Below are 25983 nucleotides of genomic sequence, written 5' to 3'. Positions count from 1 at the left end.
TCAGCTGGAATAGAGTCCCTGGAATATCGAGCGGAAAAGCTATTTTATTCATAGGTGAATTAATAAGATGACTCATCTATCCTAAGTGCAGTTCATGATGTTATGTTTAATTGAATTGAGCAGTTAAATTTGTTTAGTACTAAAAGTATTAATGATGCTTACTGCAGATGCTATGTTAAAGCATACGTACTGATTGAATGATTGTATGAATACTTTTCAGTACACACATCTGTTGCTCGTTTTGTTCTTCATATGCAGGCAAAGCCAAGTTCACTTGAACAGGCGGATTTTCGGGTGACAACTGGCTCATATTTCGCATTTGCGCTAATGTCTTCTAGATGATAGATATCTTTATCCATTATGTGTTATCGGTTGCACGAACCCAACGTTCAAAAACACGTTCTCCGCCTGTGGAGGTGTTCTCGGTTGGTCAGAAAGCTGCCATTTCATACCTAACGCACCATCAATATTCGCAATATTCATATCGTGTCCAGCGATAAACAGCAAAGACGCAGTGAGTATAATGCCGTCAATATTTTTCCCTTTATTCTACGGAGTCAGTGCTATCAGTATTAAATCTAACAAAGGCGTTGCGCAGTGGCGGACTATCTAAGGCATTCGCTGTAGAAGATCGACTGGAGCGTTATGTAAACTCAGAAATTAATCCCACTCTTCTCTAATGAGAAGTTTTCCCTATACGATATGAGACATTCCTTTGGCCTGTTGTAAAAGAAAAAGCTCACTCAACATTGAAGCAAGGACAAGTGCACCACTGAGTGACACATTATCTCTATGTACTTGGAGGCCAGCTGGGAGAACGTTTGTAAGCGTGCAGGATTTTCCTAGTGTATTGTTTTTACAAAAATCAGAATGCGCGAAATTTAAAACGTTCTCTAGAAAAGAAAAAGCCGACTGCTTCTTTTGAGTAAAATATTCACAGATCCCCCGACACGCATAAGAACAGCTAGATTCACATGCCCCTCATCCATATGACAGACAGCTGCTTTTATTTAATTAAAAATAGAGATTTTTTGTTGAAAATTAGCGGGTCATGTACGAGTTAAGAAGATGATGGCATAAACCCTAAAAGAAAAGCTTCTCCTGTTTTTCATATTTTCTGGTCTATATCAGCAAGAACAGAAACTGCGTATTTTATTGGGCATTTGCCTTCCTGGAACAGACCGTCATTGACAAATCTTAGATGTTGATATCTCCCTATGAATGAAACTATTTACTCTCCACGGGGAGTCATCCATACATGAGAAACCTCCCAAAAAGGCCATTTATTAGGAGTCACCCTTTGCATTAAAGGTGTGAATTTACTGGGCGCTCTTACGCCATGGCGGCTGACAATGACTACGCTTTCCATCGTCAGACCACTAAAATACTGAACATGGAGCGGAAAAGGAATTAATAGGGTAGTGAGATATATGATCCGATTAATGTATGAGCGGTATGTTAATGATAATTTTCGCTCACCCCTGATTAGTTAAAGTTAATTTATTTTGGTTTGATGATTTTTTCTATTTGATGCATTTATGCCATTGTTTTTCTGTCCTCTCCTCCTAATATAAAATATTAAATCATGATATATATCAATATTTTACATATATTTAGTGAGACAGGCGGGGAAAAATGTTAAAATAAGAGTAGATTAAGGTCACAAACCACTATCTGAATAATTATTCTTTGGCTTAACCTGAACATTCTATTCTACTTTTTTACAGTTACATCAATGCTAACAGATGATGGTACGTAAGATATTTAAAAGGAAAACGTGCGATAAATATGGATATACCTGAAAAACTGGATCTATCTTGGACAGGTAACGGTAATTAAGTTTCACTATGTGAAAAAATAAGAAACGGTCATACAAACATTAACTTCATCTTTAAATATGCTGCCCGGGGTGCGAGCAAGTTCTTCTTTTTTAACTCGTTTGATCATCAACTTAGAAAAAAGTTAGCTATATAAGGTTCTTACAAAATGACTAAAAAACCACTTTATAGAAAAACACTCATTTTTGCAAATTATGAGCAGATTTTTAAAGGTAAAATCAATCAAAAAGTAGAGTCGTGACTGAGACTTGTTGATTGTAGCGGATAGTTTTTTAAAAAGACGTAAAATATAGCTGATCAATAAAACTTTATCACAAACAAATTATTGAGAAATATATAGTATTTCTTTTAATCATTTTACTATTAAACTTTTTTGTAGATTGCTAGTTTTACCCTTTTTGCCTGTTCTTTTCCATCAAAACAACAGATAGTTTCTATTACAGAAACTTCAATGCAATAAAAAACAGGTAAATGCTGACTGTAGGTTTTGATGGCTTTATTTTAGAGCCTAACAGGCCGATTGCTCTTGTCATTCACCACAGACAGATTGGAGGAAGCATTTTGATTGATTATGATTTGAAACGTCACGCCCATCAAAGGAATATTAGGAATCCTGCTCAATTAAAGAGATTAATAACAGAATTGCAAAATATGACTAAAGAAGCTGACCAATATAGAGTGAATTTAGCATAATCTTTATATTTTTAATTATTGCAGTTGATTATGAAGGTGGAGCCGTAGATTAGTTAAACTTCCGATATGGCTTGTCTAAAATATATTTAGCACAACAATTTTCTAAATTACCAGCTAAGCAAGCAGTACAGCAAGATAAAAATATAACTGAAACCTTAGTACCCTCATGTATCAATGTAAATTTTGCGACAGTTGCTTATCTGTTATGCGAATCCGAAACATTTATTGCAGGAAAAATGCAGTTCTTCAAACATTCCTGAAGAAGTGGAATAGAGCCAGAAGTGTTCTCTCCTGCTTATGGAAAAGCTGGAATAGTTTCTTCTTATAAACATTTTCTCAAGCATGGTAGTGCAGTAGGTGATATTCACCTGGGTTTTGTAAATGTAACCGATACCTGAAAGAAAAAAGAATTAAAACCATATTAATAACTACTTTCTCAGAAGGACGCCTGCCAGATTGTTATAACTGCGCATATTGTTAATCGTCATTTATATCCCAGCAATAAATCGGCTTGCTCTAAGGCTATCATACAAGGAAAGTTTCGTGATGAGATGCGATCTAAGGGCATTATCAGCACCGATTGCATACAAATGAGCGCTATCGCGGATAATTATAACTTGAGTGAGGCCTTAAAGCTGTCTATTAATTCCGATCCAGATATATTGGTTTTTAGTAATCAGCATCTCCTATTTGGCAAAATCCCGCAGATATAATTGATCTTATTTATACGCCTGTATAATCAGGCGAGATCAAATCTAATAGAATTGAGAGCACTTATCAACGTTTAATCCACCTAAAAAAAATTGCTACATGTAGATTTAAACATTTCTAACATAATTCACATACAATTGTGATATACAATTAGATTGTAACGCATTTTGGTTGATAGTGACAGAGGATTATATACTCACAATGCAGTCGCTCATCGCACAAAGAGGCGTGGGATGTAAGGGCATAGCACTTTATTACCCCGCATCTTCAAGTTTATTGAATATATATCAAACAATTATCTTAATTTCGTTGATTAACTTAAAATTATGGGGTCGTCTGATATCTTGGTGATCTAGGGTAAAACAAAGAACATGAACAAGAGCTTAAGATACGAACATGACAAAAACCGGGTAAAACACCATCACAAATTACGTTAAAGGAAATTTTAGACAGTATCTCGGCTGCACCCCATTTAACACCAAAGATGAAAGATGAGTTTGGCTCGATATATTATAAGGTAGTTCAACCAGACCAATCAGGATGATTTAAATTTATTGATCCGATTTGGGGACCAGGTAAACACAGTTGCCCGGCCTGCGAGCGGATTCTTACTCTTCATAGGTTTTCATAATAACAAAAAATCTGAAAATGAGCAGATGCTTGAAAAAATTGAAAGTATTGATGGTGTTCATGATAAAAGAAAGATAATTTGATAAACAATTAAACATGTCTAACGATGATATTTTCGACGCAAATAAGATATGCGGTAGTTTTGTTCATTATTAAATCACTTCAAAAAGCTATGGCACATATTATGGCACACGTTTTATGACGCTTTCTTTTATCTCCGTTTTTTATTTTTAAAATTATCAAATACACTGAGACAAAATTGGGATACAGAACAAAGAATAAGGCTTTATAAGCTTGTTTATCACTATTACATGATAGCAGTCATAGGCAAGAATTTATGCGATAATTGAAAGATTTAATAAGAGGATATGAGCACTTCTAAGCCGTAAGTCGCTGGTTCGAATCTAGTATAGCGTACAATAAAATCAATGGTTTATTAAGATATTTTCCTCGATATCACAAGGAGTGCCAACCGATTGGATATTTTAAAAAACCATTTCAGTTCAAGAATGGCTTAAGAGTCACATGACTATTTTTATTCCTAACGTTTACATTTTATAAAATTTTGTGTTTTTGTCAGCATACTCGAAAGCGTGTTAAGGCCGAAAGGTGCAATCACTAATTCTTGATTGCAAAACGTTTTTGCTTCTTCTGTTGGTTTGCCTTTTTCTAATATTCGTACAGTATTATTCATATGTAAATAAATTTTATACAAATCACCCTGATGCTTTAAAATTCTAAAAAATGTTCAAAATTACCTATTCCTGATCTTACTATAAAAATAGTAACCTAATTTGTTGAGGCGTTCCATAAAATTACCTTTATTGAGTTAAAAATTATTTTTGCTTTAACACTATCAAGAGCTTTCTTTAGAAAGAAAGAAGACATTAAGTCCGGTTCAAAATCATTATTAGGATATGATATTTTCATACAAAGATCATTTTCATACCTAATATGTGGGCTAAAAAAGTTGCTGCATGTTCAGAACAGGAATGATTTATTGTATTTAGATAAATTTTTTCATTTTTCCGTAAAATTTCGAATTATTTCTGAAAGTTACTCTTTTCGTTTGAATTTATCTCGTTGATCATTAATATCAAGAGCTTTCTTTAGGCCGTGAATTTGTGCCATTTATTCATAAAAAATCGTGTTTGCATCAATAATTTTTATGTTCTTCATTTATTCGATCTATTTCTTCTAGATAGGCTTGTCCTATATCAAAATCTTATTGTATTTTAATAAAATCTTGTCCCAGATTCTTCATCAAAGCAGTAATCCTTGCTAATTTTGCATTTTCGTTAACTATAAAATTTTTAATTTTTATAGGATTATTTGAATTAATCTCTAAAAAAGTGTCTTGAGACTTTTTTAAAGAATCATAGATTATTTTGCCTCACCTGTCAGATCAATAGCCATATTTAAAGAAACTAAACTGGAAGATTTAGGCACTAAAGTCTCATCATGACTGATCTGAGTAGAGGTATAATTACTGCCATCTAAGGAACCGATACTTGGTGTCCTGTTAGGGAGCAGCGAATCGAAATGCCAGTTTAGTAATGTGTTTATTTCCTGGATCCAGATCTTGACACTTTTTTCTATTCCATTGAAAGATGCAGGATTTATTGCTGCTTGGATTGCTCTTAAGTATTCTCCGCCTTTTTCTTCGTATTCTTTTGCAGTTTCGGTGTATAACTTATATTTTCCATTTTAAATGAGCTTGAATAATTCTATTGCTCCTTTAATTTCATTTACTAATTCTTATGATCTGGTTTTGACGGTGAGCCTGTTTGACGCTACGCTAGCCGCTGATTTTCCGGTTTCTTTTAAATAGGCATTTCTACTTAACACAAAAGATTTGCTATCCTTCTTTAAGTTTTTGAGCATTACAAAAAATTTTTTGAATCGTTGCCAGATTCCTTTTTTTTTATTTTTAAAACTACATTAGAGTTTTAGTTGTTCGATTAAACCTTAGACAATTTAGATATGAAAACAACCTCATAATACGTACCTTCTTTTTTATTTTCTTAAATAAATTTAAGGTATTATATGTTTTTTAATTATAAAAAGAGGAGCACAATGCGTTCAGAACGAACCACGTATTTCGCGGCCTCCAAAGCCGCGATATGGGCAAGGCTGGCTTAAAAGCGCTGAAGAAATGAAAAGTTTTAAATCAATAGCCACGATCCATGACAGATGGAACGTATTCTTTACCTGGATTAAGTTCGAGCAGGATATTAGGAATATGCGCGACAGAGAGAAGATTCACTCGGTCGTCTATGTAGCCACCTTAAGTATCGCTATGAACGCGCAGGAATCGCGCCATCCACAGCCACGGCTCATCAACTACCTTAGTGCTGTACATCGAGTGATAGAGATTACGTTAGAGCTGGGCTATAGTCGTGTAGACGTAACAAACTTCTATATGGGGTAAGCAACATAAGGAGGAATTAATGGAAAAATGGGTTAGAGAAATAAGCTATGTTGATGTGCAGTGAGGAGCAACTTCTCAGCAAGAGATAGTAAAACAGCTTATTGCGGCCCTGAATGATATTGCCGCCAATGAGACAGGAATCAACGCTCCGTCTCCGCAAGTCGGAATAGCCTATATCCATAGGTATTATACCAGGCATCAGGGATGAAGTACGACGACATGAGGGAATCACTTCTATGCGTTCCGATTCTTGTAAAAATTACTTAACCGTCCTTGAGAACCTTCACGTCCTAAAAACTCTGCTTTTACTGATGCAACCATCATGCCGATGTCATATACTCTTTAAACAGAACTTACACCTCGCCAGATCACCGTTTTTATATGTTTATCATTATTATAATTATGGTAAACAGAAATCTAAAGAGTACTCTTGCGCAATAATATTGTTTTGGCATTTTCTAATATTGCCCCAAAAGGGCGAATACACCGCATGTTGATTTAGGTATGAGCTATTAAATTTCTATCAACTTTAATCTTATGCTGAGTATGTGCGATATCGGGTCGCCAAAAACAAATAACATATGATCAATATATCCAGCAACCGGGATCACCGGTTATGCGGCATAAAACATTTAATTCCAACTATTGGAGGTGCTCGTACTTTATCGACGTTCGTTTTGATCATGATTATTACCGTTGACGTTATTGCGTTCGGAGACAAGCTACTCTGTTAGAAATAAAGTGCCATTGCTTTATGAAAATGTAACAACGGATAGATAAAAATTTTTAAAAATCATAAGTTTGTACCGCCTAAAAAGCATTTACGTGTGATGGTAACCCAATTTAAAAAATTGAGGCTTGGATTGGTAACAATGAGAATCAAGATGCTTTATGGCCTGGTGTTATTAGATTGTAGCACGAGTACTTTACGACTCTAACCGAATGCTGTACCGCTTGATTTAAGGACTTTCAAGGAGCTTACTGGCAGTAGTGCTCTCGACATCTATATCATCATTGCAGGATAGGTTACATCGCATTAACGATACACCTGTTGTATTATACTGGCATAATTTGCGTGAGCGATTTGCTTAAAAATATCCTGGAGAGGATGCGGACAAGAACGTTAAGAAAAAATTCATTCCTGCACTACAGCGAGTGCTTTCTGTTTATCCAGCTAAAAAAATTAAGCAAATGACAGGCGAAATTTTGATGATTTCCATCTCCCACCAATATTCTACCGTAATTGAATTGAAAACCGAACAATATACCGGTTTTAATCGCTTTACAAAGTTGTGAAAACCCCTGTTAGTTTTAGATTTTATCCACGCATAGTTGGGCAACAGCGAGTATAAATCTTTATACATAAGCAGCCTCACTCAACCGATAGGTATTGCCTTTAAAATATTTTATAAAGATCCTTATAGTTTAATCATGTTTAGGTGTTAATAACTGTATTTGCGCCCTAAAATAGCAGATCCAGAGCCTGGGGGTCAGCTGATACTGCTTGTAAACCAGGCCTGTCAATAGCTTATTTATAACGGATAGGGTGATGACTATATACGTAAATGAAAACTGGAAATGCCTTTAGGAGCGAAATTGCGGACATGAAACAATTGCTGACCCAGTTTGTTGAAAATACCCTGAGTGACAGCGGTAAAGCGAATTTGACACCGTCCGATAAAGAGTATCTTACAGCTTGATGAAGCTGCACAGTCTTATATCGGAGCAAAATGCTCCGACATCTACCGTTGAATCCATGAAAAGCACATATCTTTTACTAAGCCGGGAGGTAATAGAGTGCTAATTCAACGATCAGAATTTCAAGTATGGCTTAAAAATAGGGTGCAGTATAAAGATGAACTTCATCAAGACGTTACTAATTACATTGCGTACTCGCCTCGTAGCCGTAGAGCATCTTCAAGTTTTTTTGGAATGCGGACTTTCCGAAGTGAGGACAGCAAGTGCTAGATTCTTTCACTTTATCTTCAAAAATATCTGGAAAACTCCTTATTGCTGTTACTCGGCCGTTTTCGAGGAAATCAGCATAAATTTCCGTTTTTTTCAACTCTGAGTGTAGAAGAAGCCGAGAGAGAATAAATATCAACCCCATAGTTAAGCTGAGCCACAGAAAATGTATGTCTGCGACCTAGAAAGTAACATACTTTTGAACTCCTTCTAGCATTGCCCAGTGTCGTAAAGACACGTTGGTATAAGTGCTATATTTAAGTCCTTTACAGACTCTTTTATCTCTATGAGGCGGTATTTTTGGTAAGTTTTAACTTCGATGTCGTTAGAGTCTCCTCCAGAAGATATTCCTTAAACCTTTCCAGGGATTTTTTATCAAGTTCTTCAAAAGTTAGCTCTGCTCTTCCGTGGTAACTCCGAAAATGTTTAACCGCAGAAATCTAAATAAAATAGTTTGAGGTAATTCCAGACTTTTTGCTGGTAGTTAACTTGTCGTAGTACTCGTAAAGGCTCGAAGCAAGGTTTTACCCGCTCTTCAAGCTTGAAATTATTGCTATGAGATCCAGTGAGCCAAGCTGACCGTGCAACCTATGCCTGACACAACATTTCTTTATTGTGTTGACTGTCAGATTAAGTTTTTAAGTTCTCATAAAGATAGCGCTATACAGGCTTGTGGTCGCGCTTTGCACATTTTGTAACATCCTTATCTTCAACAACACCGCAGTAGTACAACAGCTTAAGTTGCTGAAGTCCCTTCGAGTTAGAAGTTACGCTTGTTTACTGATACCTTCATAATTGCTCCGTTTTACTCTCGTTAATCCAAATTTTTAACTTGGGAGCAAACGCGGATCAATATTTCGCAAAACGGAGCAAAGGCATATAATGGAGAACAAAACCGATTAAAAATGAAATTATAAACATAATCAAAAAAACAGTGGTTTATTTTAATATGTTTGCAAGGTTTTACATCGTTTTTCTTTTCAATGGGTCACTTCATTTCCCAATACAAAAACTGGAAAAAATTTTTCCTAATAAATCGTTAGAACTACGCTGACCTGTTATTTCACTCAGAACCTGTTGTGCTAACCGTAACTCTTCGGCTAAGAGTTCGCTCAAAAAATTTCCAGATAACCATTTTTGTCTAGCGGATAAAAGATAATGGGCCGCACTTTCTAGTGCCTCTAAGTGCCTCCGGCGCGCTATAAATTCTCCCTCCATATTTCCTGAAAAACCCATTATTTGTTGCAGATGTTCACGCAAAAGATCGATCCCTTCGCCTGTTTGAGCAGAAAGAGAGATGAATGCACCGTTCTCGGTTTCAGTCAATACAACGTCTTCACCCGTAATATCAGCCTTATTGCGTATCAGCGTAATAGGCAAACGAGATCTGGATACACGTGCTTCCCATTCTGGCCAAAGTGGATAGATTGTTTTTTCTGAGCTTGTGCTTCCGTCAACAATGAATAATATTCTGTCTGCTTGCTCAATTTCATGCCAAGCTCGTTCAATACCTATTTTTTCAACTGGATCTTCCGTTTCTCTAAGCCCCGCTGTATCAATAATATGTAAAGGCATGCCATTAATCTGAATCTGCTCTCGCAATACATCACGGGTTGTGCCTGGTATCTGCGTCACGATAGCTGTTTCCCTGCCTGTTAGTGCATTCAATAAACTGGATTTACCTACGTTTGGACGACCCGCTATCACTATTTTCATGCCTTCACGTAACAGCTGACCTTGGCGAGCTTCTAATCTCACTTTATCTAAATCATGAATCAAACTATCTAATTGAGATTGAATCTTGCCATCAGATAAAAAATCAATTTCTTCATCAGAAAAATCCATTGAAGCTTCAATATAGACTCTTAAATAAGTGAGCGATTCTATCAATTGATTAATACGTAAAGAAAAAGTGCCTTTAAGAGAATGTAGAGCGCAACGGGCGGCTTGTTCGGTACTGGCATCAATAAGATCCGCAACGGCTTCCGCTTGAACCAAGTCTAATTTGTCATTTAAAAAAGCCCGTTCAGAGAACTCTCCCGGACGAGCAATACGAATACAAACATCAGGCAGATTTAAAATTGCTTTGAGTAATAAATCTAAAATAATAGGGCCGCCATGCCCTTGTAGCTCTAAAATATCTTCACCTGTAAATGAATGAGGCGCAGGGAAATATAGGGCAATACCTTGATCTAAGATATTTCCTTCTGAATCCTGAAATGGAAGATACTCGGCGTAACGCGCGCGTGGCAGTTTACCCAGTATCTTTGTTGCGACTTTTTTTGTGGCACACCCTGAAATACGTAAAATTCCTATACCACCACGTCCGATAGGGGTGGCTTGGGCTACGATGGTGTCAGTGTGATTCATGCAAACCTCGGTTGAGAATCTTTTGTGTATCATTGATACATCAAAAGCAGATTGAGCTTGTTCTAAAAAATAAGGTTATCTATTGACCGCTCAATAAAGTATTTATTGAAAATTATTTCTTTTTATCACGGTTATGTAAGCCTCGACTTTCTAAACCACGATAAATTAATTGTTGCTGTATAATGGTAACCAGATTACTCACTATATAGTACAGTACTAATCCTGAAGGGAACCATAAAAAGAACACAGTGAAGATCACGGGCATAAAGTTCATGATCTTTTTTTGCATGGGATCTGTGATGGTACTTGGAGACATTTTTTGAATAAAATACATGGTTATCCCCATCAGTATCGGTAAAATATAGTAGGGATCCTGAGCAGATAAATCGTGAATCCATAGGATAAAGGGCGCGTGACGGAGCTCAACAGAACTCATCAACATGTAATATAGCGCTAAAAAGATCGGCATTTGAATGATCACAGGTAAACACCCACCGAGTGGGTTCACTTTTTCAGATTTATACAATGCCATCATCTCTTGACTCATGCGTTGTCTGTCATCCCCTATGCGTTCGCGCATCTCTGTCAGCTTAGGTTGTAACATCCGCATCTTGGCCATGGACGTATATTGTGCTTTGGTCAATGGATACATGATTCCTCTGACAATAAAAGTAATCAGGATGATAGAAAGCCCCCAATTAGCGACAAAGCCATGGATAAATTTTAATAATTTAAATAACGGTTGTGAGATAAACCACAGCCAACCGTAATCTACAGTCAGGTCAAGATGAGGTGCGATCACCGCCATCTTATCTTGTAGCGCGGGGCCCACCCATAAGGTCGCTGATAATTCCTTTCTCTCGCCAGGATTGAGCAAGATAGAAAGGTTTTTAAAACCAGATGCGACCACACCATGTCCTAGATGACGAGAATAAAAATCATGCATTTCACCGGCGTTAGGGATCCAGGCTGTCGCAAAGTATTGCTGTAGCATAGCCACCCATCCTCCCTGAGTCGTGATATTTAAATTTGCATCTTTAATATCACTAAAGCTGTACTTTTTATATTTATCTTCTTTAGAAGAGTAAGCGGCACCTCGATACGTATGTAAAGAGAAATTACTGCTAGCGGTATCATGATGTTTAGGAAGCTGAGTACTTTGTTTTAATTGACCAAAAAAATTAAACTCCAATGGAGTGCTAGAAGCATTGTGTATCCGATAAAGCACACGAATCGCATAATCATTACGTTTGAGGATAAAAGTTTTGGTCAATACCAAGCCATTGTTATCCGTAAAAGTCAGAGGGATCTGCAATTCATTTTGACCTTCAGGCAGAACAAAATGAGACTGTTTTACGGAATAAACAGGGCGATGACCATTAATAGGATTATCTGGACCATTTTTCCCAGTGAGTCCACTTTGAGCTTCATAAACAAAATTCGGTGTACTTTCAAGTAACTGAAAGCTTTTCTTTGAGCCTAAAGTATCTGGATATGCAAGAAGGTTCGCTTGTTGAATGTCTCCTCCTTGTGTATCGATAGTCAATGACAACACATCTGTTTTGACAGCGATCTTTTGCCTTTGAGTATTGGAGAGCGGCATCAGGGTTGGAGTCTCTGTGCGATTATTAGTCACAAAGTCAGTACCATTTTCAACCGCTTTTAACGAGTTACAATCGACTTGCCAAGTTTGCCAGATCATAAAAGAGATGAAAAAAAAAGCGATAAGTAGAAGATTACGTTGTGAATCCATCTTTAATATTCTCTGTGATCGTAATGTTTCGGTGGCACAGGGTCATTTCCTGCTGAATGTAGAGGGTGACATCTTATGATACGTTTAGCAGTAACCCAGCTGCCTTTTATCACTCCAAATCGGCGAAACGACTCAATGGCGTAATCAGAGCAGGAGGGATAAAATCGACACGAAGGAGGTAAAAAAAAGTGGGAGATCAATTGATAAGATTTTATCAAATACAGAATTAACTCAATTAAAATTTTTGAACTTAATGAGAGTAACGACGCCATAATTTTTCCAAAACTGCATTCAAAACTTGGTTATCGAGTTTATCCACTCCTTTTTTAGCCAAAATGATAAAATCCATGGGCAACAAAAAATGCTGATGTAAACGAAAACTTTCTCGAGTCAGCCGTTTAATCCTATTTCGGTTATGTGCATGTTTCACATTTTTTTTTGAAATAGCCAATCCAATACGTGGATGCTTTAAATCATTAATACGAGCAAGCACTGTGATTTGTTCAGTACTGGCTCGCTGAGATTTTTCAAAGACAAAACCAAAAGAATGGGGAGTTAATAAACGTAACTCTCTTGGAAAACTAAACTGAATAACCAATGCTGTATGTATAATTAGTGAGAAACGGTGAGACGAGTACGGCCTTTTGCGCGACGACGAGCCAAAACTTGACGACCATTTTTATTGGCCATCCGAGCACGAAAACCATGACTACGATTGCGTTTTAAAATAGAAGGTTGGAAGGTACGTTTCATGAAAATATTTACCTGAGCTTAAAATAATGACAGATGAAGCACAAAAAATTGATAGACTTATGGCGGCGATTCTAATGACTACATCTTTTAGAGTCAATTTTAGATAGCAAATTTATTCTGTAACAAAGTACAACTCTTTACTGTTTTTTTAGGAAAGTGTTCAAAACTCATTCCATTTTGCAGGTTTTGGCATTGTTTAATTTAAGATAATCTACAGAAGCGGTTATTTTATTATGAATGATTTTTAATATATTGCATTTTAATGAATAAAAATAATTTTTTATATTTATTATTAAAAATGATTTTTATACTATATTATGTACTTTATTAACTTATTTTATATATCATAAATATGATGATTATGACTAGTTAATATTTATTAAAAAAGAATATTAGGATAACTTATATTACAAGGACAGAACACATGGATAGATTAAAAAAGATTTTTAAAAAGCGCTTATCAGCTAGATATCTTTCCAAATTGAAGGGATGACATCAAAATTCAATGCAAAAATCGAAAACTCTATTGAATCGTTTGCCAGGTTTACGTAAAATATAGGTCAATCAGACCTTTATCTCTTTCTTATGGAAAGAGAATCAAAAATAAACGAGATCATGAGATCTGTTAGTTTTTCTATTTAGAATAACTGGGATTAGGAAATAGAGAAAGATGTCCACGAGTTGATGAATACGCGAGAAGTCGAAAAGAATATTTTTCTCATTATACAGAAGGCGGACGAAGTATTAGCATCATCTTAAATCTTTTATCTTTTCTCAAATCAACGCACAAGATATCAATAAAATAGCCTAAGAAATGAAGCAATATCCCTAAGTTGATTTTAAAGAAAAACTTAAATTTATTTAATAGAACATGTTTTGGGAAACATTAAAAGAAGATTGGCCTATTCAAATTTTGAAACCTAGGTTTCATAAGAAAGCTACCATTCAAGTTCATCAATTAAGTAATATATATTTCCGCCGCAATGCTATAGGTCACGGTGGCAAAATAACTTAAAAAAGGCAACCTGTAGTTTTTTGATTTTGATATGAATAAAATGATTTAATTAGCATTGCCTGACGAAAAAGATATTTGCACGTGTCAAAAAAAAATAAAACACCTCAAGAAAATAAAGTAAATCAATTTATTTTTAAATTAGAAATCTCAGGAATAAAAATAGATATTGTTATTCCAAATTTTGTGATATCTAAAATCCGCTATTTTATATTTTTGTAAAAAACAATGAATATCAGGTTTTATTTAAAGAAGAATCGCTTCATATCTATATTTTAAAAAACAAAAATCAGACGAAACCACCAGTAAAGCAGTTAAGGTCAAAAAATATAATATTTAAATAATTTTTTATGGAATCTTTCTATATTTAATAAAATTCCAATTTTAACGTCAGATTTAAAATAAAAAATAATTTTGATTATACTAAAAAAGACATATTACAAACATTAGCTCTAATAACTACAAAAGAAAGAGAAGAAATAATTGGCCGTGCTATATATAAATTTAATGATGGTACTACCTTAAATTTTTGAGAACCACATCGACATAATCATCATCTAATTAATATGATACATAAAGATTTAAAACTCACCATAGATGACCAATTGAAAATATTCAAAAATATTTGAAAGAAAAACTTGTTAATATTTTATTAAATCATAAAAATTATGATCAATAGACAGTGCACTTTTTTCAAAATAATTTTTGAAAATTCAGAATTAAATTCTTTAACTCAATTAGCGTTTCAAAGCTTAATAAAAAATAATAAAATTTTTGTAAATAAACTCATCAATAGAGAGTTGTGAGATAAAAATTTTTTTAAAACCCAATTTTTTAATGATTCAAAATAATTTAAATGAATTTATCTCTACTTATATTAATCCGATCACTATAAAAGATATTGCAACAGCAGATTTAACTTATTTGATAGATGAAAAGCATTGAAATTATCCACGATATATTCAATAAAATGCTTAATACCCCTCCTACTGCATTAAAAATAATGAGTGTACAAGAGACTTGCCAAAAATCTTTGATAATAAATAGAGCATTAAATATGGATGATTTTGGTAAAAAATCGCCTATTCTTTTAAAGAATATGATGAGCTATGCGCGAGTTGATCTTATTTATAATGAGCGTAATTATGAGTCTACTGATCGTAAAATAATTGGGTTTCAACTTAAGATCTCATGCCTTAATCCTCGAGAAATACAAATATTAGACTGGTATCGTTTTGGTGAAAGTAAATTGCAGTTACCGGGTTTCGATAACGAAATCATTTATCAAGTTTTTTATAAAAAATATTTTTATTCCTGATGATTATCTACAGCATGGCTGCGCTGATATTGCTCCATTGGCTCTCGGGGGAAATTTTAAAATTAATTTTACCGATAAAATTATCAGTGCACCACTTAAAGCAAGGCTAGATACTTTAGAAACGAAGACCATCGATGATGGTAGGCAAGAAATAGAAGCCACAGTTAAAATTCTCATAAAACTCACTTCTGAATAAATTTAGCATTTAAAGTCACGATCCATTTTACAAAGTAATGTTTTAGTATCTGCTTCTCAGGCAGCCAACCGCACAACATATGCGAAAGTGGTTTATCGTGTTACTCATAAAGAAAAAGCAGATACAGAAAAAGAAGAAACCATTGGTTACTTTCAAAATCCTCCCACAGAACCTCAGAATGCCTCTAAATTTACAAATAATCCTTTACCAACTTTGGTCAAGCGTAAATATCGATACCCTTATTAAAGAAATGGAAATGAATATTCTTGCAAGGCAGCCCCCCCAATTTCAGATTAGGTTCAGAGACAGATACGAATGCTATTGTAGGGCAATGTGATTTTAAATTTCATTATCAATAGAAATCTACTGAAATCGCGCACAAAATGGCCAATGAATATCAGGAAATCTACTGTTTCTTATTTTCACAATATAAGAAGAATACGAAGCTTTTTGTAATAAACCTATTTTAAACCGATCATTAAATTGGTGGTAGTAGGAGAAAGAAAAAGCCGTTTTATCGGAGGATATTCGGCCATAAGAATTTTAGCGGAAGTTATCGCCGATCTAACTTCGAGTCTACAAGAAGAATTGCAGCTTAATCCTCGACCTAATTCGATCAACCTTAGCGTTGTCAGTGACAATATAGATAATACGAAAGAATTTAACAGTATATTGATTTCGTCTCTCCGTGAGCAGGGTATTTTTGCCCGTATCCCTATGAAGTCCATGAGCCATTGATAGAAAGAGGTCTTCGCATTTTTGCACTGTTAGAAGCACGGCAGTAAAAACAACTGAGTTTTAATTATCTTAATGCCACTCAATAGAAAGATTTAGCCGTCCTTTCATAACATGAAAGGCACTTTAGACACCAAAAAATTACTTTTAGATATCACTAATGCTGAAATTTCAAACCACTGTGGCGCTTATATTTTTAACTTAAAGGGAATAGATTTCACATTTTCTTTTAAAGGTTCTCAGGCATTGTATGCTCTAGAACGCAGGTTTAAAGTGCAACACAATATCAACGTGGCGTTAAGAGAATAAAACTTTGACATTACACCTTGTATGACCCCAACATCGGTGAATTAAAAATTAGTATGAATAAAACTGCTACGACATCTCGAATACTCTGATAGGCTTTTAAAAAGTATTTCAATTAAAAATTGACTCGCTAAATCAAAGTGTTCGCACCATCGGTGAGTATTATAGCTTTAGAAAAGAAAATAATCGCTATCATATTTTAATATGACTGCCCCGGCCCGTTTTAACAGAGGTTTCTGATACCGCATCTGAACTAAAAAGCGCGCTCTGTGCGCTTCACGCACTTTTATTATCATACGATCTTCAACAAGTTTTTGATAAACCAAAGAGTCTTTCTATTACCGTTGGAGCATAAATCGTACATCTGCTTTCCTCTGCAGTCAATCCAGAAGTGACCACTAGTAAACCTGAGACAAAAGGTTCTTCTATTAAAAAGACAGAGCCTAACACGGCATTCAAGAATGCGTCGCAAAAAATACAACAAGAGAAGCTCAGACAAATTGATCAGCGTATGGAGACGACTTTAAAAATCGTAAAAATAGGATTAACAATAGACTTTGTGATCGACTATATAAAATATTTTATCCTTTTCAGCAAAAAGAAGAGGAAGAGCTAAGAAGAATCTCAACTAACCAAATATCAAAATATGAAAGCCATCAATCTGACGGTTAATTTTATGGTGGATGAGATGCAATACATTTTTATCATCGAATGAAGAAGATAAAAATAAGCGTGTGGAGATTAGGATTGTCCATCTCAATAGCGCTGGAAACCAAATTCTATTCTTCTATCAGTATGCTGAATATCATCTCACAAGAGATCAGGTTAAGCACTGCCGAAAAAGTAAGAGAGGATCTTTATATCTATTTAATAAATCATCCCACACCTAAAACACAAAAGAGGCTCACTGAAAAGAAAATAAGAGACATATTAAAAGAAAAATTTGATATACAAGTAGCTGAAAAGGCCTATACAACATTCAATTTACTGCAAAATATCTATTCAAGTGACTATTTTTATATAACATCGGATTTCATTTTATAAGAGAAGCATTATATAGAGATTGCCTACTTCACGCACACCCACACCAAATGAATGGTTCCTCCTACTTTTAAAGGTTTTTTAACAGAAAGCAAAATTTATGACCATTCTAATTTACCGGGTTATCTGCATCTTGCAAAAGTGGAAGCAAAACATATTTATGCAAAAATAATCAATGAAATGAAGCCAAATCCAGGGAAGATCATTCTTATCACGCATTACCAAGAAAATGAAAACTCCTATTTTTATTACGATTTTGTTCAATTCGCTGAGTCAGATGATGTGATTAATGCCATATGAATTATCAGAAAATTCTTCTCTTGTTGAGCAGCTCGAAAGAGAGTCTTTCCTGAATAAGCCATTGATTACTAAACCTACTCATTATAATGACCTTAATGGTTTAGATCAAAATCATGTATTAATTTTTTCTAACAATCAGCTGAGGAGTGTTAGTGCACATGTAGACGATGACATTTTAACGCTACAGAACGGCCTGGCGATGGGAGGAATTGGAATGGATACGTATTATATTATTCGCAGGCGTCTTTAAAAGACCGTATATGCATCCAAACGTAGTTAATAAATTTACAATGAATATCATCGATCAACCTGGAGAGTTCGGTTACATCATGCTAAATTATGACTGTAATGAGCTCAAAAAATTGAATTATTACAAGAAGGAGATTCGTTTTATGTTCTGCTTTCAATGAATAATAAAAATAGCAGCGCAGCTATTATAAAAATAAAAGATGTCTACCGATTAGATACAAAGAACGAAGTGTTACTTGTTTTAAGCAATAGGTTGACCCTCATTACAGACGACGGGTTATTATTAGCGACTCTTTTCCCTGCGTTTATAAAGACCCCTGTGAAGCAATGAAACATACCATTTCAACTGAAATTTAATACGATATATATCGTTGATCATGATCAAGCCTCTTCTCAACCAGCCTTGCTTGACCCAGTAAACAAAACTTTAACAAAAACCACAAAAACATGATCAAGGTGATTCAGCTATCTGAAAATATCCATTTTATTAAAAACAAGCCTATAGGTAGATCAGAATTATGTGCTTCATTCTCGGCGTTTTTAAAGCTAAAATAAGATAGTAGCATCATTTTTGATTTTGGTGGAAGAAATGACAAGGCAATAAGATATCTCAAAAAAAATTATTTTTCCTAGGAGAGGAACAAGCAATATCAAGGCGGTCATTTTTCGGATATTTTTAATTTAGAATCTGGTCAAGCGATAGGATCAAAAGGATCCAGACACCTTTAATATTTTAAATCATTCTCAACCACAAGATGTGAAAGTAATTATGGTAGAAGAAAACAATGAATTCATTGATATTTATCTGCGTTATAAATTGCGAGATATAGAATCGATCCGTCTTAATGAAAGAGGAAAAGAGTACGATCTAAACATATGGCATTAAAAATGCCAACACCACTTACACAACGTTAATCATGAGATCGTTATATTGCAAAGACTCTCAAGAGTCTACGGCGCTCATTGTAGATAAAAATACGATTTTTTATACTCAAGATGGCGCGCTGATGACTCTCCAGTGGCCTGATACACTGGAATAAAAAGAAGAATTTGAAGGGATATTGAACGTACAAAATCACTATTTATATGATCTCAATCATTAAGACTATTTTGCAAAAAATACCGTCTGATTAAGTCAACATCTTATTTAAGGCTGATTCAGGCCAAAGCCTGGATATCATAAAAGTAAAAGAGAATAAAATTGTTCTAGCAAAAGAACAAAATATCATTCTAAGTGAAACACTTTTTAACGATAAAATAAACGGTAATGAAAAGCGAATATTTTTCAGTTACAGAGGCACAAACTTTTTAATAGGAAACGCGTGACAATACGTATATGAAATAGGCTCTATGATCGAAAAATACCCATAACAGTAGTAAACAACAATCAAAACGATTAATCAGAACCAGAAATAGATGAAATCATTTTTCCCATACACACTGATCAGATGACTCAACCCATCCGAAAGGCGGTAACACGATTCTACGCTCTCAGCTGGAGTACGCTGTCACAGAAAGCGTTAGAGATTTTTTTGATCGATTTTATGAATAAAGAAAAACATCATCACATCAAAATCAGCGATACTAAAATGGCCTGTACGATATAGATGTTAATGATTTTGATGAGCCTTACAAGAGCAAGGTAAGAATAAACTCCACGGACATGCTGGTGATGACATTCTTGCATTAAGTCGTAGTATCGATCACGCTAATGGAGGGAAGTGGGATGATTTTTATGATTGCACCTATCGAAATGGTGACGTGGAATTTCCTGCTGACGATCAGGTAAAAACCATTCTTTAGGATAAAGAAGGAAAGAATACATTAACATTAAACCAGGTGACGTTAGATCACATCCAATATCAATGGCAAAATTAGGGAAAAGCTCTTCATCTGTTCATATCTAAAAAAGCCAAACGTGAAAAGAAAAATGCAATTATTCTGCAAGACGTGAGTGAGTCTACTGCAAAAGTCATGCTTGGTGCACATAGTATGAACATTGATCAACTTACTCAGAGTAGTTTCGCTGTAATTCCTAAAGACCCTGAGGCGAACGTCACTAATCATTTTGTTCCTAATGTTACCTCCGAAAATCCGATGCTTTCTTGGTAATAGGTTCATTTTAATCGTTATTATAGTGCTTTGATCAGATTCAGATAGATACACAAACCCTGGAGTCAAACTCTAAGTCTTTTTTAAAAGAGTGCTAATCATGGGGTGTCACAAAAGATAACGCTCTGTCAATCACAGACACATCTGCTCCTGATTGATAAGCATGTTCGCTGAGATAACGACGCCATTGTCTAGCACCTGCACACCCTTGAAATAAGCCTAACATAGGTCGAATCAGATGGTTAAAAAAAGTGCCACGAGATAATTCTTGTTCAATATATGGATAAAATGCTTTGATTAAAGCGGTAATATCGCTTAGAGGGTCTTGTGCATTAAAAAGCTCAGAGTCAACCTGAGTTAAAAGGGTTGGGTTTTGATAAGCGGCTCGGCCAATCATCACACCTTCTACATATTGCAGATGTTGTTTCGCTTCTTCTAGTGTAGAGATCCCACCATTAATCACAATATTTAACTCTGGAAAATCTTTTTTTAACTGATAAACCCGAGGATAGTCTAATGGGGGTATTTCTCTATTTTCTTTTGGACTCAATCCAGACAGCAAAGCTTTTCGCGCATGAATAATCACAGTATTAATTTCACGTGAAATCTTTTCTATAAATTGAGACAAAAATTCATAGCTATCATGCTCATCTACACCAATACGGATTTTGATGGTCACGGGAATTGAGGATACGTCACACATCGCTTTCAAACAAACACAAACTTGTTCAATATCTTGCATCAAGGCTGCTCCGAAGGCGCCTTGTTTGACTCGAGGAGAGGGGCAGCCTAAATTTAAATTAATTTCTTGATAACCTCTTTGTTCGCCTAATTGTGTGCACTGAGCTAATTCAAACGGATTATAGCCACCCAGCTGTAATGCAACAGGTTGTTCTTCTTCACTATAGTCAAGGTAGTCTTCTTGACCACAAATGAGTGCGCCTGTAGTCACCATTTCTGTATATAGAAGGGCGTTTTTTGTTAATAAACGATGAAAATAGCGGCAATGGCGATCGGTCCAATCGAACATGGGCGCAACGCAAAAGCGGTGAGGGGAATATTTTGGAGTCAAATCGGGCTGAGTTGCGATTCTTTCTTTTATTTGAGATTTTTTAATCGTTTGATTTTTAAACATTTTATTCTGTATATTACCTTTTAAGAAAAATTAAAAGGCGTTATTTGTGCTGCAATGTCGAGTATTTTCATTCCTTTGCTTAAATAGGATAAAACCTGTAATTTTTTCGTAGACAACTAATGAATCCTATCTATTTAATCTGAAAAGACTTTCTGTAAGAAAATTTCGCGCGTACAAAGGAAAAAACTATAACCCGCTTCTATAGAGCATAAAGTATTTGTAAGCTCAGACAAATTATTGCGTTTGCTAATAAAACCGGCTGCGCCCGCTTGTTTACAACGGGTGATATAGTGAGTCTTGTCTTTCCCTGCCAGAATAAGTATCCCGCCTTTATACTCTTGATGACGTAAGCAGAGCACGAGATCAATGCCATTGAGAGAATGGATATTAATATCAACCTAAAATTAAATCTGGATTGAATTATTTTACCTGCTGTAGTGTAGTTTTCTTTTTCTCATAACATGCTAATCGCTAATCGATCGACAGGATGATCATTGATTATCAATATACTTGCCATATTCGTTCCTTCATCAGTTAATCAAAAAATACCCATAGATTATAGAAGGTACACTTTAAGTTTACTGGGGCATGTTCATAAAAATCACTTAACATTATAAAATAATAGTACGATTGCCATAAACAAAAACTCGTTGAGTTAATACTAAAGATAAAGCCCTGCTTAATACATTTTTTTCTACATCGCGCCCCGCGAGCATCATATTTTCAGCTGTATAGGAATGATCTACATTAATCACATCCTGCATGATAATAGGACCTTCATCTAAACAGTGATTTACATAATGTGCCGTAGCGCCAATAATTTTAACCCCTCGTTTATATGCCTGATGGTAGGGACGAGCCCCGATAAATGCAGGTAAAAATGAATGGTGTATATTGATAATTCGATGAGGATAATGCGTGACAAAGGTAGGAGTGAGAACTCTCATATATTTTGCTAATACAATATAATCCGGATGATAGTGATCTATTTGAGTAATCAATTTATGCTCATGTTGTTCACGACTTAACGCCTTGTGGCTAATAAAATGATAAGGCAGATCAAAACGCTCCGTTAAATTTCTAAGTTCATTGTGATTACTAATGACTGCCACAATTTCTGCATCCAGATCACCATAAGCGGTTTTGATTAAAAGATCACCTAAACAATGTGCTTCTTTTGTCACTAAAACCATAATACGTTGCCGACGAATAGTATATAATTTTTGAAGCATACCTATAGGTAATGTTTTTTCTAAATTAGTTAATAAAGCCACATTATCGAAGATCCCTTCAAGCTCTGTCCTCATAAAAAAACGACCAGTGAGATGATCTACAAATTCACTGTTTTGAACAATATTGAGTTTATGTTCATAACAAATATGCGTAATTTTAGCAATTAACCCTTTTGAATCATGGCAAATGGTTTGTAGTACTTTTGTTTCTCTTTTTTTTTAAACATGAATTATTTAGATCCTGAATTTACTTGATATTAAAATTTATGGACTTATTTAGGAAAAATTGAATGAAAATAAAAAAATCCCAACTTATATGATTAAATTATTTAAATATATTAATAAATTTTTTTAAATTTCGCCTTAGAGAAAAATACTCTTTTTAAGAGTATAAAATACCCTCTAGAAATAAGAGAGTATTTTTAATAATACCTAATTAATCTTGATGATTATCATGGATAAAATCCATTATGATAATCCGTCTTTTAATAAGAAGTCTTTTAATGATTGTTTCTTTTCTTCAATCGCTTTTTTAATTAACGCAGGAGTACGACCTTGACCTGTCCAAGTCTTTTTTTCACCATTTTCGTCAAGATATTGATATTTCGCAGGGCGAATAGCGCGTTTTATTTTAGATGTTACCTTATTAGAAGTACTTATTTTCAATAATTCGTTAGGGTCAATACCCTCTTCAACTAAAATCGCCTTCATTTTTTCTAATTTACGTTTATATTCTTCTTTATCCTTTTTAGCCTTATTTTCTTCTTGTTTGCGGTCGTTAACTACAGCCATCAATTTTTCAAGCATTTCTTCTAATGTTTCAAGACTACATTCACGGGCTTGAGCACGCAACATACGTATATTATTAAGAATTTTTAAAGCTTCACTCATTGTTATAATCTCATATTTAAATAATATTAGAGGGTGTGTAAATAATAATAGAATGCTATTTTCTTTTCTGCAATAGCGAACTTTAAGTCAGTGCAAAAGTTTTACGCTTTTGAAAGCTAAAATTTTTCAAATTTACTTTCATTTTAGACAAATTTTTACTTTTTAATAAAATGTTGTTTTATAAAAACATGATTTTACTATTAAATAATAAGTTTTTTAAATTTATATATTTCTTTAAAGTTAATTTTTCTTTCTTAATATGATTAAGAAAATATTGTCTCAAATTTGTTAATTTAACTTAAATTAACAAAACTAAAAATCTACTGGGGAGCTTTTTAATAAAAGCTAAACTTAATTTTTTAAGTAGTTAAATTAATCGCATAGACTAATATGAGTCATAACAAAAATAAACACGTGATTTTTATAAATACTTTTCATCTTAATCAGAAGATTGATTTTTTATGTATTTTATCAATCTTATTATTTTTATAAAAAGGGGCTAAAAAAATAAAACAATCGCGCAATGATGCTCTGCCATACAGATCGTTTTTCCCACTGATCTTTATCTAAAAGAATAGAATTTTTCACATAATAATTTTGCAGGCAGGCCAAATTTTCTCCAAAATCCCAATCATCTATCGCAACAGTAATTTCAAAATTAAGCCATAAACTTCGCATATCGAGATTCACGGTTCCAATTAAGCTTAGCTGTTTATCTACTAAAACACTTTTACTATGTAGCATTCCTCCTTGAAATTGATAAATTTTAACTTTGGATTTTAATAAGTCAGCAAAAAATGCGCGACTTGCCCAACTTACTATCATAGAATTGCTAAGATAGGGAAGAATAATGATCACCTCCACTCCCCTTTGAGAAGCCGTACAAATAGCATGCAGCAAGTCTTCACTCGGGACAAAATAAGGCGTCGTCATAATTAGTTGTTCACGTGCAGAATACACTGCCGTTAACAGCGCTTGATGGATAATGTCTTCAGGAAATCCTGGCCCAGAGGCAATCACCTGAAGAGGGCCTGCTGCTTTATCATGCTCTTTAAGAGCAATTTTGTGAGGTGAAAATTCAGATAAAATGTGTTTACTGGTTTCCATTTGCCAGTCGCAAGCATAAACCATTCCGATAGCAGTCGCTATAGAACCCTCCATTCGAGTCATCAGATCAATCCAAGGACCCACCTTGTTTTTTTTATTAGTATGATGAGAAGTATCGACCATATTCATACTGCCTGTGTATACAATGTAGTTATCAATCAGCACAATTTTTCGATGTTGTCTTAAATCCATACGACGAAAAAACATACGTAATACATTCACTTTTAAAGCTTCGACAAGGTGAATACCTGCATTCAACATCATTGTGGGATACTGGCTACGAAAAAAAGCTCGACTTCCTGCAGAATCGAGCATGAGACGGCAGTTAACACCTCGACGTGCTGCTGCCATTAATGCTTCGGCAATCTCATCTACCCATCCCCCTACTTGCCAGATATAAAAAACCATCTTTATATCATATCGAGCCTGTTTAATATCTCTGATCAATCTTTTTAACGTTTGCTCATTAGTAGTGAGTAGCTCTAATTTATGCGCCTTCATCGCACCGATTCCTTGACGAAGTTCACAGAGCTTAAATAAAGGCTCTGAGACAGCACTATGTGAAGGAAAAAAAAGCTGTCTGGCGTCTTTTGATTGATTTAATGCGTTTGTTGTTAATGGCCATAAAGCTTTTGCTCTGAGTGCCCGAGCCTTACCTAAATTAAGTTCACCAAAAGAGAGATAAGCCATAATGCCGACTAAAGGAAAAATATAGATCACCAATAACCAAGCCATAGCAGAGGGAACGCCTCGTCGTTTAATTAAAATACGTAATGTGATCCCTGCAATCAGTAGCCAATATCCAAATAACACAATCGAGCTGATAAAGGTGTAAAATGTGTTCATAAATAAATTACAATCCTTTTGTTTTTTGCATTTATCAAAATAAGTGAGTAAATTAATGACATAAATAATATTTTAAACATCATTCTCTGTATTTCATCTGCAAATGCTGAATTAGTACATAATTTATATGTCGGTGACACATTAAAATTAATGTGGAATTAATAAAAAAGAGTTCAACCTTGAATTTAAGAAAGATATTAATTCTGAAGGGGTTCATGTTAAATATCGTTGTTAATTTTTTATGATTAAACTTAAATGTTTAATGGCAATAAAAAAGGTATGACGGCAATTTTTTTAGGCATTTATTTTTAATTCAGCCAACTTTTTATCATACTATCTATTCTATAAAGTTACCTGAT

At 34.6% G+C, this 25983-nt stretch carries 22 protein-coding genes and 1 pseudogene; 9 read left to right on the top strand and 14 right to left on the bottom strand.

Annotated elements, in window-relative coordinates:
* Positions 1-175: 175 nt before the first annotated feature.
* Positions 176-310, bottom strand: a complete 135-nt coding sequence (locus CICURV3402_RS07165) for a hypothetical protein (protein ID WP_268904297.1) — start codon at positions 308-310, stop codon at positions 176-178.
* A gap of 1999 nt (positions 311-2309) precedes the next feature.
* Here CICURV3402_RS07165 and CICURV3402_RS03725 point away from each other — a divergent pair.
* Both CICURV3402_RS03725 and CICURV3402_RS07625 read left to right on the top strand, forming a co-directional pair.
* On the top strand, positions 2310-2531 hold the full coding sequence (locus CICURV3402_RS03725) for a hypothetical protein (RefSeq protein ID WP_187306929.1): 222 nt from the start codon (positions 2310-2312) through the stop codon (positions 2529-2531).
* A gap of 455 nt (positions 2532-2986) precedes the next feature.
* Complete coding sequence (locus CICURV3402_RS07625; protein ID WP_158380013.1) at positions 2987-3244, top strand: glycoside hydrolase family 3 N-terminal domain-containing protein; 258 nt, start codon at positions 2987-2989, stop codon at positions 3242-3244.
* A gap of 1169 nt (positions 3245-4413) precedes the next feature.
* Here the strand turns inward: CICURV3402_RS07625 and CICURV3402_RS03715 are convergent.
* The 7 genes from CICURV3402_RS03715 to rpmH all read right to left on the bottom strand — a co-directional run bounded on the left by CICURV3402_RS03715 (position 4414) and on the right by rpmH (position 13144).
* A complete protein-coding gene (locus CICURV3402_RS03715; protein WP_187306928.1) occupies positions 4414-4566 on the bottom strand; it encodes a hypothetical protein in 153 nt (50 codons plus the stop codon).
* 3986 nt (positions 4567-8552) lie between these two features.
* Positions 8553-8708: a phage integrase SAM-like domain-containing protein gene (locus tag CICURV3402_RS06615; protein ID WP_235667656.1), complete on the bottom strand. Its 156-nt coding sequence runs from the start codon at positions 8706-8708 to the stop codon at positions 8553-8555.
* Positions 8709-9261: 553 nt separating this feature from the next.
* Positions 9262-10638 (bottom strand): tRNA uridine-5-carboxymethylaminomethyl(34) synthesis GTPase MnmE, encoded by a 1377-nt coding sequence (mnmE, locus tag CICURV3402_RS03705; RefSeq protein WP_158379895.1) that lies wholly within the window; start codon positions 10636-10638, stop codon positions 9262-9264.
* Positions 10639-10750: 112 nt separating this feature from the next.
* Positions 10751-12340 (bottom strand): membrane protein insertase YidC, encoded by a 1590-nt coding sequence (gene yidC, locus CICURV3402_RS03700; RefSeq protein ID WP_407079076.1) that lies wholly within the window; start codon positions 12338-12340, stop codon positions 10751-10753.
* A 53-nt stretch (positions 12341-12393) separates the two neighbouring features.
* The gene (gene yidD / locus CICURV3402_RS03695; protein ID WP_158379893.1) at positions 12394-12663 is read right to left on the bottom strand and encodes a membrane protein insertion efficiency factor YidD; all 270 of its coding nucleotides are present in this window, start codon (positions 12661-12663) and stop codon (positions 12394-12396) included.
* Positions 12642-12989, bottom strand: a complete 348-nt coding sequence (gene rnpA, locus CICURV3402_RS03690; RefSeq protein WP_158379892.1) for a ribonuclease P protein component — start codon at positions 12987-12989, stop codon at positions 12642-12644. Before rnpA ends, yidD begins: the two co-directional genes overlap by 22 nt.
* Before the next feature lie 14 nt (positions 12990-13003).
* Entirely contained in the window at positions 13004-13144 is a 141-nt protein-coding gene (rpmH, locus tag CICURV3402_RS03685) for a 50S ribosomal protein L34 (RefSeq protein WP_158379891.1), read from the bottom strand.
* A 1943-nt stretch (positions 13145-15087) separates the two neighbouring features.
* Between rpmH and CICURV3402_RS03680 the strand changes: the two genes are divergently transcribed.
* The 4 genes from CICURV3402_RS03680 to CICURV3402_RS03665 all read left to right on the top strand — a co-directional run bounded on the left by CICURV3402_RS03680 (position 15088) and on the right by CICURV3402_RS03665 (position 16714).
* On the top strand, positions 15088-15474 hold the full coding sequence (locus tag CICURV3402_RS03680) for a hypothetical protein (RefSeq protein WP_158379890.1): 387 nt from the start codon (positions 15088-15090) through the stop codon (positions 15472-15474).
* A gap of 283 nt (positions 15475-15757) precedes the next feature.
* On the top strand, positions 15758-15916 hold the full coding sequence (locus tag CICURV3402_RS03675) for a hypothetical protein (protein WP_187306927.1): 159 nt from the start codon (positions 15758-15760) through the stop codon (positions 15914-15916).
* Positions 15917-16153: 237 nt separating this feature from the next.
* Positions 16154-16408, top strand: a complete 255-nt coding sequence (locus CICURV3402_RS03670; RefSeq protein WP_158379889.1) for a hypothetical protein — start codon at positions 16154-16156, stop codon at positions 16406-16408.
* Positions 16409-16519: 111 nt separating this feature from the next.
* Positions 16520-16714: a hypothetical protein gene (locus CICURV3402_RS03665; RefSeq protein WP_158379888.1), complete on the top strand. Its 195-nt coding sequence runs from the start codon at positions 16520-16522 to the stop codon at positions 16712-16714.
* A gap of 300 nt (positions 16715-17014) precedes the next feature.
* Here CICURV3402_RS03665 and CICURV3402_RS03660 read toward each other — a convergent pair whose 3' ends face one another.
* Positions 17015-17170, bottom strand: a complete 156-nt coding sequence (locus CICURV3402_RS03660; RefSeq protein ID WP_222837042.1) for a hypothetical protein — start codon at positions 17168-17170, stop codon at positions 17015-17017.
* 636 nt (positions 17171-17806) lie between these two features.
* Here CICURV3402_RS03660 and CICURV3402_RS03655 point away from each other — a divergent pair.
* From CICURV3402_RS03655 to CICURV3402_RS03645, 3 genes are all read left to right on the top strand, one after another.
* Positions 17807-18052, top strand: a complete 246-nt coding sequence (locus CICURV3402_RS03655) for a hypothetical protein (protein WP_158379887.1) — start codon at positions 17807-17809, stop codon at positions 18050-18052.
* Positions 18042-18302: a hypothetical protein gene (locus CICURV3402_RS03650; RefSeq protein ID WP_158379886.1), complete on the top strand. Its 261-nt coding sequence runs from the start codon at positions 18042-18044 to the stop codon at positions 18300-18302. Before CICURV3402_RS03655 ends, CICURV3402_RS03650 begins: the two co-directional genes overlap by 11 nt.
* 1973 nt (positions 18303-20275) lie before the next feature.
* Positions 20276-20413, top strand: coding sequence for a hypothetical protein (locus tag CICURV3402_RS03645; RefSeq protein WP_187306925.1), 138 nt, complete (start codon positions 20276-20278; stop codon positions 20411-20413).
* 94 nt (positions 20414-20507) lie between these two features.
* On the opposite strand, the gene dusA is transcribed toward CICURV3402_RS03645, so the two are convergent.
* The 5 genes and pseudogenes from dusA to cls form a co-directional block, all read right to left on the bottom strand.
* Positions 20508-21548, bottom strand: a complete 1041-nt coding sequence (dusA, locus tag CICURV3402_RS03640) for a tRNA dihydrouridine(20/20a) synthase DusA (RefSeq protein WP_187306924.1) — start codon at positions 21546-21548, stop codon at positions 20508-20510.
* A gap of 134 nt (positions 21549-21682) precedes the next feature.
* Positions 21683-21907, bottom strand: coding sequence for a hypothetical protein (locus CICURV3402_RS06610; RefSeq protein ID WP_235667633.1), 225 nt, complete (start codon positions 21905-21907; stop codon positions 21683-21685).
* Between the two features lie 252 nt (positions 21908-22159).
* Positions 22160-22990 (bottom strand): annotated as a pseudogene (gene purU / locus CICURV3402_RS03630) (formyltetrahydrofolate deformylase); the annotation flags it as partial.
* Positions 22991-23248: 258 nt separating this feature from the next.
* Positions 23249-23671 (bottom strand): H-NS family histone-like protein, encoded by a 423-nt coding sequence (locus tag CICURV3402_RS03625; protein WP_158379884.1) that lies wholly within the window; start codon positions 23669-23671, stop codon positions 23249-23251.
* Positions 23672-24157: 486 nt separating this feature from the next.
* A complete protein-coding gene (gene cls / locus CICURV3402_RS03620; protein WP_158379883.1) occupies positions 24158-25624 on the bottom strand; it encodes a cardiolipin synthase in 1467 nt (488 codons plus the stop codon).
* Between the last annotated feature and the right edge of the window lie 359 nt (positions 25625-25983).

It is taken from the genome of Candidatus Williamhamiltonella defendens (assembly GCF_900699045.1).
In the GTDB taxonomy this organism is placed as follows: domain Bacteria; phylum Pseudomonadota; class Gammaproteobacteria; order Enterobacterales; family Enterobacteriaceae; genus Hamiltonella; species Hamiltonella defensa_A.
The sequence above is the reverse complement of the archived record's forward strand: the minus strand, read 5'-3'. Positions and strand labels throughout refer to the sequence as shown.